The 16409-nt window shown below is 69.6% G+C and carries 13 protein-coding genes; 12 read left to right on the top strand and 1 reads right to left on the bottom strand.

Annotation, left to right across the window (positions count from 1 at the left end):
* The 6 genes from DMH12_RS29180 to DMH12_RS29155 all read left to right on the top strand — a co-directional run.
* Nucleotides 1-272, top strand: a 272-nt coding sequence (locus DMH12_RS29180; protein WP_399189187.1) for a glutamate ligase domain-containing protein, incomplete at its 5' end; no start/stop codon positions are given.
* 208 nt (nucleotides 273-480) lie between these two features.
* Nucleotides 481-1026, top strand: a complete 546-nt coding sequence (locus DMH12_RS29175) for a helix-turn-helix domain-containing protein (protein WP_260474382.1) — start codon at nucleotides 481-483, stop codon at nucleotides 1024-1026.
* Nucleotides 1023-1532 carry an ImmA/IrrE family metallo-endopeptidase gene (locus DMH12_RS29170; protein ID WP_125494426.1) on the top strand — a complete coding sequence of 170 codons (510 nt, stop codon included), beginning with the start codon at nucleotides 1023-1025 and terminating at the stop codon, nucleotides 1530-1532. The genes DMH12_RS29175 and DMH12_RS29170 overlap by 4 nt, the downstream gene beginning before the upstream one ends.
* A 40-nt stretch (nucleotides 1533-1572) precedes the next feature.
* Entirely contained in the window at nucleotides 1573-2787 is a 1215-nt protein-coding gene (locus tag DMH12_RS29165) for an MAB_1171c family putative transporter (protein ID WP_185832612.1), read from the top strand.
* Between the two features lie 113 nt (nucleotides 2788-2900).
* Nucleotides 2901-3110 carry a hypothetical protein gene (locus DMH12_RS39230; protein ID WP_185832611.1) on the top strand — a complete coding sequence of 70 codons (210 nt, stop codon included), beginning with the start codon at nucleotides 2901-2903 and terminating at the stop codon, nucleotides 3108-3110.
* A 432-nt stretch (nucleotides 3111-3542) separates the two neighbouring features.
* On the top strand, nucleotides 3543-4508 hold the full coding sequence (locus DMH12_RS29155; protein ID WP_260474381.1) for a winged helix-turn-helix transcriptional regulator: 966 nt from the start codon (nucleotides 3543-3545) through the stop codon (nucleotides 4506-4508).
* Between the two features lie 22 nt (nucleotides 4509-4530).
* On the opposite strand, the gene vanY-N is transcribed toward DMH12_RS29155, so the two are convergent.
* Nucleotides 4531-5082 (bottom strand): D,D-peptidase/D,D-carboxypeptidase VanY-N, encoded by a 552-nt coding sequence (gene vanY-N, locus DMH12_RS29150; protein ID WP_125494425.1) that lies wholly within the window; start codon nucleotides 5080-5082, stop codon nucleotides 4531-4533.
* 539 nt (nucleotides 5083-5621) lie between these two features.
* Here vanY-N and DMH12_RS29145 point away from each other — a divergent pair.
* The 6 genes from DMH12_RS29145 to DMH12_RS29120 all read left to right on the top strand — a co-directional run.
* On the top strand, nucleotides 5622-5903 hold the full coding sequence (locus DMH12_RS29145) for a hypothetical protein (RefSeq protein ID WP_125494424.1): 282 nt from the start codon (nucleotides 5622-5624) through the stop codon (nucleotides 5901-5903).
* Entirely contained in the window at nucleotides 5900-6805 is a 906-nt protein-coding gene (gene cysD / locus DMH12_RS29140) for a sulfate adenylyltransferase subunit CysD (RefSeq protein ID WP_125494423.1), read from the top strand. Before DMH12_RS29145 ends, cysD begins: the two co-directional genes overlap by 4 nt.
* 2 nt (nucleotides 6806-6807) lie before the next feature.
* Nucleotides 6808-8079, top strand: coding sequence for a sulfate adenylyltransferase subunit 1 (locus tag DMH12_RS29135; protein WP_125494422.1), 1272 nt, complete (start codon nucleotides 6808-6810; stop codon nucleotides 8077-8079).
* A gap of 155 nt (nucleotides 8080-8234) precedes the next feature.
* Nucleotides 8235-9320 (top strand): methyltransferase domain-containing protein, encoded by a 1086-nt coding sequence (locus DMH12_RS29130; protein ID WP_125494421.1) that lies wholly within the window; start codon nucleotides 8235-8237, stop codon nucleotides 9318-9320.
* Nucleotides 9321-9490: 170 nt separating this feature from the next.
* A complete protein-coding gene (locus DMH12_RS29125) occupies nucleotides 9491-11449 on the top strand; it encodes an ABC transporter ATP-binding protein (RefSeq protein WP_260474383.1) in 1959 nt (652 codons plus the stop codon).
* Nucleotides 11446-16409, top strand: a 4964-nt coding sequence (locus tag DMH12_RS29120; RefSeq protein WP_125494419.1) for a non-ribosomal peptide synthetase, incomplete at its 3' end; no start/stop codon positions are given. The genes DMH12_RS29125 and DMH12_RS29120, both read left to right, overlap by 4 nt.

The following is a 16409-nucleotide window of genomic DNA, read 5'->3' as shown; positions in this document are numbered from 1 at the left end:
CCGTCCTCGGCACCATGCTCGAACTCGGCGCCGACAGCGAGGCCGAGCACCGTGCCGTCGGCGCCTACGCCGCCGCCCGGGCCGACGTGGTCGTCGCGGTCGGCGAGGGGGCCCGCCCCATCGCCGAGGGCGCGGGAGGCCGAACGGTGACCCCCGCCGACAACAACGCAGCCCTCGCCTGGCTGCGCAGCCACCTCACCACCGGCGACGTCGTCCTCGTCAAAGCCTCCCGCGGCGCCCGCCTCGACGAAATCGCCGCCGCACTCACGTAGCACGCCGCCGGCACGGCAACCACTCGTCCTCGTTGCCGACGCCCGCGTGCCGCCGCGCCACCCGGACGCGTCCGACTCACGATGGACCTCAACGGCCATTGCGCTTACGCTAGTTGCAGACCAGGCGTGCGATACACCACAGTTGGCGTGTGACGGCTGTCAACTGCGTTCACAGCTGCTGCGGTCGTCCGCTGTACCAGAGCGTAGCTTGAACGCCAGAACGGAGACGGCCATGGACGGCGAGCGCGGTCCGGCGAGACGCACGCTGGCCGACAAACTGGAGCACCTGTTCCGGACGGTCGTCCCACCCGGACGTGAGCCCTACGGCACGGAGGAAGTGGCCCAGGCCATCACGGCGAGCGGAGTGCCGATCTCCGGCAGCTATGTCTGGCTGCTGCGCAAAGGCCAGCGCGACAACCCCACCATCCGGCATCTGCAGGCCATCGCGAACTTCTTCGGCGTGCCCGCGGCGTACTTCTTCGACGACCAGGTGGCGGCGGACGTCGACGCGGACCTGGGGCTGCTCGTCGCGCTCAAGGGGGCGGGCGTGCAGAACGTCGCACTGAGAGCGGCCGGCCTGTCGTCCAAGAGCCTGCACTCGATCGGCGAGGTGATCGAACGCGTCCGTGAACTGGAGGGTCTGCAGCAGAACGCGCCGGATCACCGCCCGGCCGAACGAGGCCGCCCGGACGGCACGTCGCCGTCCTCACCCGGGGGCGCGGCGCCCGACGAGGGGAACGGAGTGGGAGCGTGAAGCTGCGCGGCTTACGGCGGCGGTGCAAGGCTCTCATCCGCGACCTGGACATACAGCGCCCGTTCGACGTGCACACGCTGATCCAGAGCGTTGCACAGCGGCGGGGCCGTCCCATTCAGCTGGTGGCGATCGCGATGCCGGCGGGCAGTGCCTGCGGACTGTTCGTGTCCACGGCCGGCACCGACTACATCTTCTATGAGAAACACGCCAGTCCGCTCCATCAGGAGCACATCATCGTCCATGAGCTCGGCCATCTTCTGTGCGGCCATGTCCGCCTCACTGATGTGAACAACGACATCTCGCGCCTGCTCATGCCCACCTTGAGCCCGAACATGATCGAACGAGTGCTGCAGCGCACCTACTACAACACCCCGGAAGAAAAAGAGGCGGAAATGATTGCCTCGCTGATTCTCCAGGGTGTCGACCGGTCGCCGTCAGGACCAGAACGGTCCGAGCCAGAGGCCGACGAGGCCGTACGTAGGGTGCAACGCCTGTTAGTGGACTGAAGGCGACCCGGTCGCCGCCCCACCTGCCTACGGAGTTTCTGTGACCGGAGCCAAGAGTGTCTTATACCCTTTACTCGCCGCCTTGTGCTGCGCAGCGTTCCTGTACAAGTGTCACTTCCTGAGGCCGGGCCGACGTGAACCAGGGCTGTTCGCGCTGCTGACCGCTCTCTTCCTGAAGGGACTGGCCTTCGCGCTCGCCACCCCCGCGGTGTCCCTGGCCGTCGACGAGCAGCTGGGCATATCCGACGTCACAGCGCTGGCCATACACGTATTCGGGGGCGTGGCCTTCAGCGCCGTAGTACTCGTCGTTCTCCTGTTCTGGGCGCACCCGCCCGAACAGGCGTGGCCGAAGGCCCGATGGCGCATCGGTACCACCGTGATCATGATGCTGGCCATGCTGGTGCTGTGGATCACGGCCTCGTCCGGGTCGGAGGCACGCTCGACACACTATCTCCTGCAGAACGTCCACCGGCCCGTGGTCGCCGCCTATTCGCTCATCTACGTGGGCTTCCTGCTGGTGGCACTCGTCGAGATCGCCCGCCTGTGCTGGAAATACGCCGAAGTCGCGGGAGAGCCATGGCTGCGGCGCGGTCTGCGCCTGACCGCGGTAGGCGCGGCAATCTATTCGGTCAATTTCATCAACCGAACGTCGGCCATAGTCAGCGTACACCTCGACCTCCACCCACTGGAATGGGAGTGGGTGACGGTGCTGGGCGCAGGGATCGGCATCCCGCTCATCGTCGGTGGCCTCACCATGCCGTCCTGGGGGCCCCGTCTGTCGACCCAGCGCATGTGGTGGAACAGTTACCGCACCTACCGCAGCCTTTCCCCCCTGTGGCGTGCCATGCATCAAGAACTTCCCGAGATCGTGCTGCATTCTCCGGCTTCGATCTCAGCGAACCTGAACTACCGTTTGTACCGCCGGGCCATCGAGATCCGTGACGGACAGATCGCGCTGCGCCCCTACATGAATCCTGAAACGGCAGCGCGGACAGCAAAACTGGGCGGGGAGGCCGGACTGGCCGGCAACGACCTTCGAGCGGTGGTCGAAGCGGCCCAGCTGAAGGAGGCGCTCAGAGCCAAGATGAACAAAAGCCCCCTTGCGGCCGAGAGCGCCGGGCAGGGCAGTCCTGCTCCGTCCGAACTGTATGGCGGCGACGATCTGGTCAGCGAGGCCGTCTGGCTGTCCCAGATCGCACAAGCCTTCGAGCACTCACCGATTGTCGCGGCATCGGTGAACGGCCGCCGCGGTTAGCGGCCGCTGGTGGCGGACAGCAGCAGCCGGTGCCGGAAGAATGGGGCGGTCCGTGCTGCGCGGCTGGTCTGTTGTTCCGATGCCGGTGCCGGTCCCCGCAAGCCACAGCGTTGGTGAGGCCGGGCACAATCGCCGCCGGCCACGACGCCGACCTCGTCGCGGTGCCCGGCAACCCCCTGCGGGACCTGAGCACTCTGCTCGACGTACGCGCTGTGATCCGGGCGGGACGGGCGGCCCGGGAGCGCACCGCCGGCGCCTCCCTCCTCCTGCGCCCGGCGCTGCGGTCCCAGGACCCTCACCGTCCGCCCCGGCAGCCTGACTGACCGGCAGTCGGGCACACCACCCCACCCTCATCAACTCACGTAAGAGTCCGTGGTGTTGACACATACATCTCCGTTGACCCCTGTCACACGGGACTGTAATGTCGCAAGCGATCCACTGGGGCACCGGAAGTGAGTTGGCCACAACATCACGGGACCCCGACTCATGCGAGCCCGGCGCCTTCGGCCCGGGCTTTGAGCAGTGCGGCCTTCTTGTCGACTGCCTGAGGGCGGCAGAAGCGCCTGATGACGCATCGCTACGACCGGCGGCAGCCGGAGAGTGGACGTGAATATCCGGACAGTGATCATTTGCGTATACGGCTCCCTTTGCACCTCCTCCGTGCCATAGACACCGATCGGGTAAGCAGTGGCAACGATGAGTCCTGTACCGCACCGCAACGTCGACGAAGAAGATCTTCGAAAGGGAGAGTTCAGGTGGATACGACGCACGTCGACATGGTCGCTCTCCCTGTCGCCGAAATCGACCTGTCCCAACTCTCCTCCGTGTCCTCGCCGCGCACGTCGGGCGAGGACCCGGAGCACGTCGAGACACTCTTGTCGACACAGGGAGAGCTACCGCCCATTCTCGTTCACCGGCCCACGATGCAGGTGGTCGACGGCCTGCACCGCTTGAAGGTGGCGCGGCTCAGAGGCGATACGAAAATCGTGGCGAGGCTCGTCGACGGCACCGAAGCGGACGCTTTCGTCCTGGCGGTCGAGGCGAACATACGGCATGGTCTGCCGCTCTCGCTCGCCGATCGCAAGCGTGCTGCCGTGCACATCATCGGGACGCATCCGCACTGGTCCGATCGGCGGGTCGCCGCGGCGACCGGCATCTCGGCCGGCACGGTGGCCGACCTGCGCAGGCGCGGCGGAGACAGCGGAACCGAGGCAAGGGTCGGCAGGGACGGGCGCATCCGTCCGGCCGACGGTTCGGGACGCAGGAGGCACGCTGCCGAGCTCATCCGCAGCAATCCGGGCCTCTCACTGCGGCAGGTCGCCAAGAAGGTCGGCATCTCCCCGGAGACGGTCCGGGATGTGCGAGGCCGGCTGGAACGGGGTGAGAGCCCGGTCCCGGACGGGAGCCTGAGGTTACGGTCCGAGCCGCATCCCCTGCATCGCACGGAACCGGCCTTCGGCCGCACCGTGGACAGAGACCGTCTCGTGATGCTGGAGCGCCTCAAGGCCGACCCGGCGTTGCGGCTGAGCGAGACCGGCCGGATTCTGCTGCGCATGCTCGCCATGCACTCCCTCGACGGGCAGGAGTGGGAAAGAATCCTGCAGCGCATCCCGCCGCATTTGTACGGCGTGATCGCCGAGTTGGCCAGAGAGCACGCCCGGGTCTGGAGCGGGTTCGCGGATCGCCTGGAGAACTGGGTGACCACTCTGGCCGCGGAATGACCGCCGCCGGCAGGCGCGCCCCTCACCGAGCCTGCAGCACACCGCGGACTTCCCGGGCCGTGGACGGCCGGCCGGCGTCGGGGCGGTACTCGAAGTGCCACCACTCATTGTCGTAGATGCGGTAGAGGCCGTGGCGGGCGCCGTGCTCCTCCAGCCAACGCGCGCCCTCGTACGGGCGCACATCCAGGGCGGTGCCCCTGACGTGCCTGGATTCCGCCGGGGGCAGTACGAGCATCCGGGCCGCGGCCGGTGAGCCGACGCGGCGCACCTCGTCGTCGAACAGCCGTTGCTGGACGAGGGGATCGCGGTATCCCGACGTGAGGCCGATGAGCTGCCCATGACGCCACAGCGCCTCAGCGCGTGCAGCGGTGAACGCCGCCCTGGCACCCTCGGTGAGCCCGGTGAGATCCTCGGCGGGAAATCGGATCCCCAACGCCCAATCGCAGGCCGCTTCGCGGGCGCGCCCGGGATCGCGGACCAGCGCAACAGGGAGCCGGAGAACGGCGAGCGCCATGGCGAGTACGGCGAACAGCCGGTCACGGGGCCGAAGCGGGACGACGTGGGGTTCATTCATGCCTCCATTTGAAGGGGCGTGATGTTGTCGGCCCGTATCCGGTTTTCGATATGCCGGCGATATACCGGCGACAGGCACCGGCTCGGAACAGCAGGCCCGGCGGCGGACATCCCCGGATCCACCCGCGCGGAAAGCGACGCCGTCGCCCCGCGCTTGGACGAGAGGCTCAAGGAGACGTCGCTGTATATGATCTGATCACGCTTCGAGGGCCGGCCGGCCATGGTGACCGAGGCGAGGGCGACTGCCCTAGCGGGCGTCGCCCTCGACGGCCGGGCCGGCCCATCTCCGCACCGAGGACGAGAACGGCCTGCCCAACAGCGCGCGACGCCGCTCCACGCCGGCCGATGACCGACGAGAGCTGCGCGCCGATCGGGCCACCGCACCGCAGACAGCCCGTCCGGCGTACCCGCCGGACCGCCCGCACGGCGTACCCGCCCGGAACCGCACTGCCGCAATGGGAGGCGCTGTTCGCCGGCCCCCCCGGGAGGCATGTCCGATCGCCGGGCGCCCGTATGACCGTGCCGTTTCTGGGAGCCCTCATGTCCGACACCCCACCAGGAACTCGCACCGCCACGCTCGACCGCGGTGCCACCGTAGGGCTGACCGGCCTGCCCGGTGCGGGCCCCACCTCGGTCACGGCCGGGGACGCCAGGGGCCCGTACACCCGGCAGGCGCCGGGACGGCCGACGGACCCGACCGGCGTCGACGACCCGTACCCGACGCCCGGCACGCCCGCAGCACGCCTGGACACCCGCGCAGGTCCGCTCACCGCATCTGCGGGCGCGGTCCACGCGGACCCGGCGGAACGGGGGCTGGCATGAGCGACGACTTCGACCTCGAACACCTCGATGTCCTGGAGTCCGAGACGGTCCACGTATTGCGCGAGGTGGCCGGGGAGTTCGAACGGCCGGTGATGCTGTTCTCCGGCGGCAAGGACTCCATCGTCATGCTGCACCTGGCGCTGAAGGCTCTGGCCCCCGCCCCGCTGCCCTTCACGCTCCTGCACGTCGACACCGGGCACAACTTCCCGGAGGTGCTGAAGTACCGCGACCGGGTGGTCGCGGAACACAACCTGCGCCTGGACGTGGCATCGGTGCAGCAGTTCATCGACAGCGGCAGACTGCGCGAGCGCCCGGACGGCACCCGCAACCCGCTGCAGACGGTGCCCCTGCTGCACGCCATCGAGACCGCGCGGTTCGACGCCGTCCTCGGCGGCGGGCGACGCGACGAGGAGAAGGCCCGCGCCAAGGAGCGGGTGTTCAGCCTGCGTGACGAGTTCGGCGGCTGGGACCCGCGCCGGCAGCGCCCGGAGCTGTGGCACCTGTACAACGGGCGGCACGCCCCCGGCGAGCACGTCCGCGTCTTCCCGCTGTCCAACTTCACCGAGCTGGACATCTGGCAGTACATCGCCCGTGAGAACATCCAGCTCCCGTCGCTCTACTACGCGCACAAGCGTGAGGTGTTCCGCCGCGACGGGATGTGGCTGGCCGCCGGCGACTGGGGCGGCCCGCGCCACGGCGAGACCACCGAGACCCGCCTCGTCCGCTACCGCACCGTCGGCGACATGTCCTGCACCGGTGCCGTCGACTCCCGTGCCGACACCGTCGAGAAGATCGTGACCGAGATCGCCGCCTCCCGGCTGACCGAGCGCGGAGCCACCCGCGCCGACGACCGCCTCTCGGAGACAGCGATGGAAGACCGCAAGCGCGAAGGCTACTTCTGACCATGAACGGCATCTCACTTCTGCGCCTGGCCACCGCCGGAAGCGTGGACGACGGCAAGTCCACGCTGGTCGGCCGGCTGCTGCACGATTCCAAGTCGGTCCTCGCCGACCAGCTCCAGACGATCGAGCGCGCCTCCAGGAGCCGCGGAAGACCGGGCCTGGACCTTGCGCTGCTCACGGACGGCCTGCGCGCCGAGCGCGAACAGGGCATCACCATCGATGTCGCCTACCGCTACTTCGCCACCGCTGCCCGGCGCTTCATCCTCGCCGACACCCCCGGCCACGTGCAGTACACCCGCAACATGGTCACCGGCGCCTCCACGGCCGAACTCGCGATCATCCTGATCGACGCCCGTGCAGGCGTAGTGGAGCAGACCCGCCGGCACGCCGCCATCGCCGGCCTGCTGCGCGTCCCGCACGTGGTCCTCGCCGTCAACAAAATGGACCTCGTCGCCTACGACGAGGGTGTCTTCGCCGCGGTCGTCGCCGACTTCGTCGACTGCGCCACCCGCCTGGGGGTACCCGCGGTGACGGCGATCCCCGTCTGCGCACTCCACGGCGACAACGTCGTCGAGCCCAGCGCCCGGATGAGCTGGTTCGCCGGCCCCACCGTGCTGGAGCACCTGGAGTCCGTGCACATCGACCACGACCCGCGCCGTCGAGTGGCCCGCTTCCCCGTTCAGTACGTCATCCGGCCGCAGACCGCGGAGCACCCCGACTACCGCGGCTACGCCGGAAAGATCGCATCCGGCCTCTTCCACGTCGGGCAGCAGGTCACCGTCCTGCCCTCGGGACGTACCACCACGATCGCCGCGATCGACCTCCTCGGCGAGCCCGCCGAGACCGCCTGGGCCCCGCAGTCGATCACGATGCGCCTCACGGACGACCTGGACGCCTGCCGGGGCGACGTGATCGCCCCGTCCGACCAGCCGCCACCGCTGACCAACGAGATCACCGCCACGGTGTGCCACCTCGCGGACACACCGCTCACCGCCGGCGACCGGGTACTGCTGCGCCACGGCACGCGTACGGTCACCGCCAAGATCAAGGCCATCGACTCCCGCCTCACCCTGGAGGACCTGTCCCAGCAGCCGGACCCGGGGCGACTCGTGGTCAATGACATCGGTGAAGTGGTGCTCCGCACCGCGGAGCCGGTGCCGGTCGACGACTACGCCGCTTCCCGCCGCACCGGATCGTTCATCCTGATAGATCCGGCCGACGGCGCCACGCTCACCGCCGGCATGGCAACCCCCACCCTCGGGCGCAGACGCTGACGTCCCCACGTCCAAGTGCCGGAAGTCTGCAGTTGGACCCACTCGTGGACATCGACCCGACTCAGCACGATGGAGACCGCCGGCTTGCACGTGCGTCCGGCCGGTTGTGAGCGCCGGAGAAACGGTGTCGGACAACAACGAGGAGCGGATGCACCATGTCGAAGAACGGCCGGTTCACCTCCACGGCGACGCTGTCCGCCCACCCCGACCGCATGCGCGTCAAGGTGGGTGCAGCGGGCAGGGAGGAAGGCCTCCCACTCTCCCTGGACATGCTGCTCATCCTGGACATCATGCTCCACGAGCATGATCTCGCAGCGGCGGAAGCCCAGTTCACCGCGGTGCGGAGCACCCCGCTGGCAGCCGACGCGCAAGCCGCCGTCGACGACCTCAGCTACAGCGGGGACACCTGCTCGGTACACGCCCGGCGTGGCTCACTGACCGTGCGCGACGACCAGAAGATGGTCCGGGCAGCGGACCTGACCGCACAGAGCCGTTCGACCCGGCAGGTGCTGCGGGCGCTGGGAATGCAGCGGAACCTGAGCCACGATCCCAAACCCCCGAATTTCCGCGGACTCTGCACAACACTGCGGGAACACGGCCTCCTGGTACCGGCAGTCGGTGAGATCGACTGGGGCCAGCTGCGCAGGCTGACACCGATCTGCCCGGACTTCGGGATATCCCGGGGCACCCCGATCGACCGTCACTACCTGAACCAGTTCATCGCCGAAATCCGCGATCTCGTTCAAGGAGACACCGTGGAGATCGGCGGAAACGACGGCAACAAGGACGTCTACGGTTTCACCCGGACGTCCGGATACCGCGGCCTGGACATCACAGAGGCCCCGGGAGTCTCTCTGGTCGGTGACGCGGCGGATCCGGGAATCATCCCGGCAAACTCCCTCGACTCCGTCATCGCCTTCAACGTCCTGGAGCACACCGCACGCCCGTGGCAGGTGGTCGACAACATGCGGCACTGGCTGCGCGAGGGCGGAAGGGCGTACTGCATGGTTCCCAGCGCCCAACGGCTGCACGGCGCGCCCGAGGACTACTGGCGACCACTCCCGGCAGCGTTGCGGGAGATGTTCGGCGCCTGGTCCGAACAGACCGTGTACCAGTACGGCAATCCGCTGAGTGTCGTCGCGTCGCTCATGGGGGTCGCAGCCGAAGAACTCGACGCCCCGGAACTGAGCACATACCACCCGGGCTATCCAGTGGCCAGTTGCGTCGTCGCAAGGAAGTGAGGGCCCGGGCCCGGCTGCCCCGCGCCGCGGCGGTCGTGCGGCACCGGCACCACAAGTGCGTCCAAGTGCCCGAGTTCTTCAGTTGGACCCACTCGTGGACATCGACGTGATTCAGCACGATTGGGCTTCGCTGACTTCGTGCGTTGTATGAGAGGGGCACCTGCGTGGAGATGGTGTTGCGCTTCCAGGGCATGAAGAAGAGTGACGACGACCCCGATCCCTGGCAGACCGCGATACACCCGGGGACGGTGCGCAGAGTCCTCGCCTACTTTCGCCCGCACATCCGCACGGTGGCGCTCTTCATCGCCGTCGCCGTATTGGAGGCGCTCGCCGTCGCCGCAGTTCCTCTGCTGCTGAAGGAGCTCGTCGACAACGGCATCGTCAAGAACGACCGCGGGGTCGTGGTGTCGACGGCATGTCTGGCCGCGGGACTCGCCGTGCTGGGCGCGGTGCTGTCGCTGGTGTCCGCCTACATCTCCGGGCGGATCGGGCAGGGCGTCACCCACGACCTCCGGGTGCAGGCGCTCGACCACGTCCGGCGCCAGCCGCTCGCGTTCTTCACCCGCACCCAGACGGGGGTCCTGGTCGGCCGGCTGCACACCGAACTGGTCATGGTGCAGCAGCAGTTCACCGGTTTGCTGATGGCGGCCACCAGTGCGGTCATGGCCCTGGTGGTGCTGGCCGAGCTGTTCTACCTGTCGTGGCTCGTCGGCGTCATCACGCTGGCGCTGGTTCCGCTGTTCATCGTGCCCTGGCTGTACGTGGGGCGGCAGATACAGCGGCGCACCCGACGCCAGATGGACGAGAACGCCGGCCTCGGCGGACGGCTCCAGGAGCGGTTCAACGTCCAAGGGGCGATGCTCTCCAAGCTCTTCGGCCGTCCGAACGAGGAGATGGCCGAATTCGCGGACCGTGCCAGGAGGATCCGCACGATCGGCGTGAACCTCTCCGTCTGGGGCCGGGGTGCCTTCGTCATGATGACGCTGATGGCCTCGCTCGCCACAGCGGTCGTCTACGGGGTCGGTGGCGGGCTCGTGCTCGCCGGGACGTTCCAGCTCGGCACGCTGATCGCCCTCGCCACCCTGCTCCAGCGACTGTTCGGGCCGATCACCCAGCTGTCCGGGATGCAGCAGATCGCGCAGTCCATCGTGGTGAGCTTCTCCCGGGTCTTCGAACTGCTCGACCTGAAGCCGTTGATCGAGGAGAGCCCCGATGCGGTCGCACTCGAGAAAGGCGTGCCCCCGGACATCGAGTTCGAGCATGTGTCGTTCCGCTATCCCACCGCGGACGAGGTCTCACTGGCGTCCCTGGAACATCTGCGGACCGATCGCGAGCGCGGGGAAGTGACGCCGGAGGTCCTGCGCGACGTGAGCTTCCACGTACGGGCCGGAACCCTCACCGCGCTCGTCGGCCCCTCCGGCGCGGGCAAGAGCACCATCACACACCTGGTGTCCCGGCTGTACGACGCGAACTCCGGGACCGTCCGCGTCGGCGGACACGACCTGCGCGACCTCACCTTCGACTCGCTCCGCGAAGCGGTAGGGGTGGTCAGCCAGGACGCCTACCTGTTCCACGACACGATCCGGGAGAACCTTCTCTACGCCCGCCCGAACGCCACCGAGGACGAGCTGATCGAGGCGTGCAAAGGGGCCCAGATCTGGGACCTGATCGCCTCCCTCCCCAGCGGGCTCGACACCGTCTCGGGCGATCGCGGCTACCGCATGTCGGGCGGGGAGAAGCAACGGCTGGCCATCGCCCGGCTGCTGCTGAAGGCACCCTCGATCGTCGTGCTGGACGAAGCCACCGCGCACCTGGACTCCGAGTCGGAGGCCGCCGTCCAGCGGGCACTCGAGATCGCCCTGCGCAGCCGCACCTCGCTGGTGATCGCCCACCGGTTGTCCACGATCCGTGAGGCCAACCAGATTCTCGTGATCGACGACGGACACGTCCGCGAACACGGGACGCACGAGGAGCTGCTGGCCGCGGATGGCCTGTACGCCGAGCTCTACCGCACGCAGTTCGCCACGCCGCACGACAACGGCGCCGAGCCCGCCGGACTCGGGACCGGGCTCGGACCAAACGACGCACTCCGGCCCGTGCCCCAGGTGGTCCGTGAAGGAGAACGATGAATTCCCAAGCGCAAGCCACACCGACGGTGCTGCAGCTGTTCGCCTCGCACGTGGACCGGACACCCGATGCCGTGGCCGTCGTCGACGGTGACCGGGTTCTGACCTACCGGCAACTCGATCAGCTCGCGGGCCGGCTGGCCGGGCGCCTGGCTGGTCGGGGCATCCGCCGCGGCGACCGCGTCGCGGTCATGATGGAACGTTCCGCCGACCTGCTGGTCGCGCTGCTCGCGGTATGGAAGGCGGGGGCGGTGTACGTGCCCGTGGACACCGCCTGCCCGGCGCGGCGGGTGGCGTTCATGATGGCGGACGCAGAGGTGTCCCTGACGGTGTGCCCGGCCGCGGCGCGCGACCGCCTGCCGGACGGGACCGAGTCGATCGAACCGGCCGAGCCCCTCGAGGCGGACCCCGTCACGGACGAGGCCACGAGCGAGGCGCCGGCGGTCACGGTGCGCCCGGGCGACCAGGCCTACGTGATGTACACCTCCGGCTCGACGGGCACCCCGAAGGGGGTGGCCGTCCCGCATCGGAGCCTGGTGGAACTGGTGGAGGCTCCCGGCTGGGCGATGGAGCCCGACGACGCGGTCCTCATGCACGCGCCGTACGCCTTCGACGCTTCCATGTTCGAGATCTGGGTGCCGCTGGCCTGGGGCGCCCGGGTGATGATCGCCGGGCCGGGGCCGGTGGATGCCCAGCGCCTGCGGGAACTGATCGCGGCCGGGTTGACGAGGGCGTATCTGACCGCCGGGAACTTCCGCGCGGTGGCGGAGGAGTCGCCGGAGTCGTTCGCAGGGCTCCGTGAGGTGCAGACCGGTGGCGACCTGGTGCCCGCGCACGCGGTGCACAAGGTGCGGGAAGCCTGCCCCCGGGCGCGGATCCGGCACCTGTACGGCCCGACCGAAGCGACGGTGTGGGCGACGTGGCATGTGCTCGAACCGGGTGACGCGATGGGGCCGACGCTGCCGATCGGACGGTCCCTTCCGGGCCGCCGGGCCCAGGTGCTCGACGCGTCGCTGCGGCCCGTTCGACCGGGTGTGGTCGGTGAGCTGTACCTGTGCGGTGCCGGTCTGGCGGACGGCTACCTGAACCGGCCGGGTCTGACGGCGGAGCGGTTCGTGGCGGATCCGTACGCACCCGACAGCACCTGCGAGGAGGAGGGTGGCGGCCGGCCGACGGGCGGGCGGATGTACCGGACCGGGGACCTCGCCCAGTGGACCGAGGACGGTGAGCTGCTGTTCGCGGGCCGGGTCGATCACCAGGTGAAGATCCGCGGGTACCGGATCGAGCCCGGCGAGATCGAGGCGGCGCTGACGGCTCAGCCGGGCGTACACGACGCCGTCCTCGTGGCGGTCGACGGGCGCCCGATCGGTTACGTGGTGGCGGACGGGGACGCGGATCCCGCCCTCATCCGTGAGCGCCTGGGGACGGTACTGCCGCAGTACATGGTTCCGGCCGCGGTGATCGTGATGGACGCGCTGCCACTGACCGGCAACGGCAAGGTGGACCGAGCGGCGTTGCCCGCGCCCACGTTCGCGGCGAGCGCGGCCGGCCGCGAACCCGTGACCGAGGCGGAGCGCGTCCTGTGCGCTCTGTTCGCCGAGATGCTCGGCCTGGGGCGGGTCGGTGCCGACGACGGCCTGATCCAGCTGGGCGGAGATTCGATCGTCGCGATGCGCCTGGCGGCACGTGCGTTCAAAGCCGGGCTGCTGGTCACACCGGCCCAGATCCTCAAGGAGCAGACCCCCGCACGGCTGGCGGCCGTGGCGCGTGCCGTACCGGCGGACCGTCCCGTCGACCGGCCGCTGATCGCTCTGAGCGCCCAGGACGAGGCGGAGTTGGCGACCGCCCATCCGGAGGCGGAGGAGGTCTGGCCGCTGGCACCGCTCCAGGAGGGACTGGTCTTCCAGTCGACCCTCGACGACCAGGGCCCCGACGGTCGGGGCCGCGCCGGCCAGGGGCGCGACATCTACCAGGTGCACTGGCTCGTGGAGCTGAACGGACCGCTGGACGCGGCCCGGCTGCGGGCCACGTGGGAAGCGGTTTTCGCCCGGCACCCCCAGCTGCGGCCGAGCTTTTATCGACTCCCGTCGGGCAAGACCGTGCAGATCGTCCACCGGCACGTCACCTTGCCGTGGCGGGAGGTGGATCTGACGGGTGCGGGCGATGCCGAGGCGGCCGTCGACGCCCTGGTCGAACGGGAACAGGAGAACCGGTTCGATCTCGCCGAGGCTCCGCTGGCCCGGCTGGTGCTGATGCGGATCGCGCAGGACCGCCACCGCCTGCTGGTCGTCATCCACCACACCCTGATCGACGGCTGGTCGGTGGCGGTCATCCTCAACGAGGTGGCCGAGGCGTACACGGCCGGCGGGCAGCTTCCCGAACGGGCGGGTTCGGCCTCCTACCGGGATTACCTGGCGTGGCTGGACCGGCAGGACAAGGATGCGGCACGTGCGGCCTGGCGGGCGGAGCTGTCCGGCCTGGACGAGCCCGCGCTGGTCGCGACGGCGGTCCCCGCGGCCGACTACGACCACCGCGTCGTCCACCTGTCGACGGATCTGCACACCCGGCTGACGCGGCTGGCCCGCGACCACGGGCTGACGCTGAACACGGTGGTACAGGGTGCGTGGGCGATGGTCCTGGCGCGACTTCTGCGGCGGACCGATGTGGTCTTCGGCGCCACGGTCGCCTGCCGGCCCGCGGTCCTCCCGGGTGTGGAGTCGATGCCGGGCCTCATGATGAACACGGTGCCGGTCCGGGTGCCGCTGGAGGGCGGGCAGCCGGTTGTGGACATGCTCGCCGGGTTGCAGCACCGGCAGGCGGCCCTGATCCCGCATCAGCATCTGGGGCTGCCGGAGATCCAGAAGACGGCCGGCTCCGGCGCGGCGTTCGACACGTTGCTGGTGTTCGAGAACTATCCGCGCGACTTCGCGGGCCGGTTCACGTATCTGGGCACGGTCGAGGGGACCCACTATCCGCTGACCCTCGGCATCATCCCGGGAGATCATTTTAGGATCCAGCTCAGCTACTGGCGCGGGCAGATCCGGGAGAGCGTTGCCGAGTCGGCTCTGCGGTGGTTCGTCGATGCGCTCGCCGCGCTGGTCGCCGATCCGTCCGCACCGGTGGGGCGGGTCGCCGTGGCCGCGGGCGGTGCGCATGACGCCGGCCCGGCGCTGGTGGCGGGGCAGCCGTTGCCCGCCTTGGTCGGGCGGGTGGTGACGCAACGGCCCAACGACGTGGCGGTGGTGGACGGCGAGGGGGAGCTGTCGTTCGGGGAGTTGTGGGACCGGGCGGTGGGACTGGCCGCCGTGCTGCGGGCTCGCGGGGTCGGGCCGGAACGCCGGGTGGGCGTGGTCGTGGAGCGGTCGTCGTGGTGGCTGGTCGCCATCCTGGGCGTGTCCTTGGCGGGCGGCGCGTTCGTCCCGGTGGATCCGGCGTATCCGGCCGAACGTGTGAAGTGGATGCTCGGCGACGCCGATCCGGTGGCGGTGGTGTGTGCGGGAACGACACGGCCGGCGGTGCCAAAGGAGTTCACCAACCGGCTGGTGGTGGTCGACGAGGCCGATCTGGCGGAGGGCTCGCAGGCGGAGCTGCCGCAGACGGGTCCGGGTGACGCGGCGTATGTGATGTACACGTCGGGCTCGACGGGCGTTCCGAAGGGGGTCGTCGTCTCCCACGCGGGGCTCGGCAATCTGGCGGCGGCGCAGATCGACCGGTTCGGTGTGTCGCCGTCGTCACGGGTCCTGCAGTTCGCGGCGCTGGGCTTCGACGCCATGGTGTCGGAGGTGCTGATGGCCCTGCTGTCGGGGGCGACGCTGGTCATGGCGCCGGCGCGGGACCTGCCGCCCCAGGTGACGCTGGCCGAGGCGCTGGAACGGTGGCAGATCACACACGTGACGGTTCCGCCGTCGGTGCTGGGCACGGCCGACGCCTTGCCGGACACACTGCAGACGGTGGTGGTGGCGGGTGAGGCCTGTCCGCCGAGCCTGGTGGACCGCTGGTCCCGGGGACGGCGGCTGATCGACGCCTATGGCCCGGCCGAGGCCACGGTGTGCGCGGCGATGAGCACGCCGTTGGCGCCGGGCCGGGACGTGGTCCCGGTCGGGACGCCGATCCCGGGGGGCCGTTGTTATGTGCTCGACGCGTTCCTGCTTCCGTTGCCGCCGGGGATCGCGGGTGAGCTGTACGTGGCCGGAATCGGGCTGGCACGCGGCTATCTGGGCCGCGCGGGGCTGACGGCGGAGCGGTTCCTGGCTGATCCGTTCGCCCCCGGCGAGCGGATGTACCGGACAGGGGATCTGGCGTACTGGACGAGCCAGGGTGACTTGGTGTTCGCCGGGCGCGCCGATGACCAGGTCAAGGTCCGTGGATTCCGGATCGAACCCGGCGAGATCGAGTCTGCCCTGTCCGACCACCCACAGGTCTCCGGGGCCGCGGTGACCGTCCGCGCGGACCGACTCCTTGCCTACGTCTCACCGGGCGACGTCGACCCGGGGGCGGTGCGCGAAAGGCTTGCCTCCCGGTTGCCTCAGCACATGGTGCCCGCGGTGGTGACCGCGCTGGACGCACTGCCGATGACGGCGAACGGGAAGATCGATCGGGGCGCCCTGCCCGATCCCGACTTCGCCGCCGCGACCGCGGGACGGGAGCCGGCCACGGAGGCCGAGCGGGTGGTGTGCGCCCTGTTCGCCGAGACGCTCGGTCTCGAGCGGGTCGGTGCAGACGACAGTTTCTTCGAGCTGGGCGGGGATTCGATCCTCTCGATGCAGCTGGCGTCGCGGGCGCGGCATGCCGGTTGGACGTTCACCTCTCGGGACGTCTTCGCGTGCAGGACGCCCGAGCAGCTCGCCCGGCTGGCGGCACCGTCGCCGCCCGCCCGCACCGGGGGTGCTCACGCGGCCGACGGTGCGGGCCACGTCGCGTGGACGCCGGTCATGCGGATGCTGGGGGACGGGGTGGCGGGGGC

Source organism: Streptomyces sp. WAC 04229 (genome assembly GCF_003947455.1).
In the GTDB taxonomy this organism is placed as follows: Bacteria; Actinomycetota; Actinomycetes; order Streptomycetales; family Streptomycetaceae; genus Streptomyces.
The sequence above is the reverse complement of the archived record's forward strand: the minus strand, read 5'-3'. Positions and strand labels throughout refer to the sequence as shown.

Coding starts and splice junctions, on each gene's coding strand:
- DMH12_RS29125 (WP_260474383.1), top strand. CDS start 9,491: ATGGTGTTGCGCTTCCAGGGCATGAAGAAGAGTGACGACGACCCCGAT.
- cysD (WP_125494423.1), top strand. CDS start 5,900: ATGAGCGACGACTTCGACCTCGAACACCTCGATGTCCTGGAGTCCGAG.
- DMH12_RS29145 (WP_125494424.1), top strand. CDS start 5,622: ATGTCCGACACCCCACCAGGAACTCGCACCGCCACGCTCGACCGCGGT.
- vanY-N (WP_125494425.1), bottom strand. CDS start 5,082: ATGAATGAACCCCACGTCGTCCCGCTTCGGCCCCGTGACCGGCTGTTC.
- DMH12_RS29130 (WP_125494421.1), top strand. CDS start 8,235: ATGTCGAAGAACGGCCGGTTCACCTCCACGGCGACGCTGTCCGCCCAC.
- DMH12_RS29135 (WP_125494422.1), top strand. CDS start 6,808: ATGAACGGCATCTCACTTCTGCGCCTGGCCACCGCCGGAAGCGTGGAC.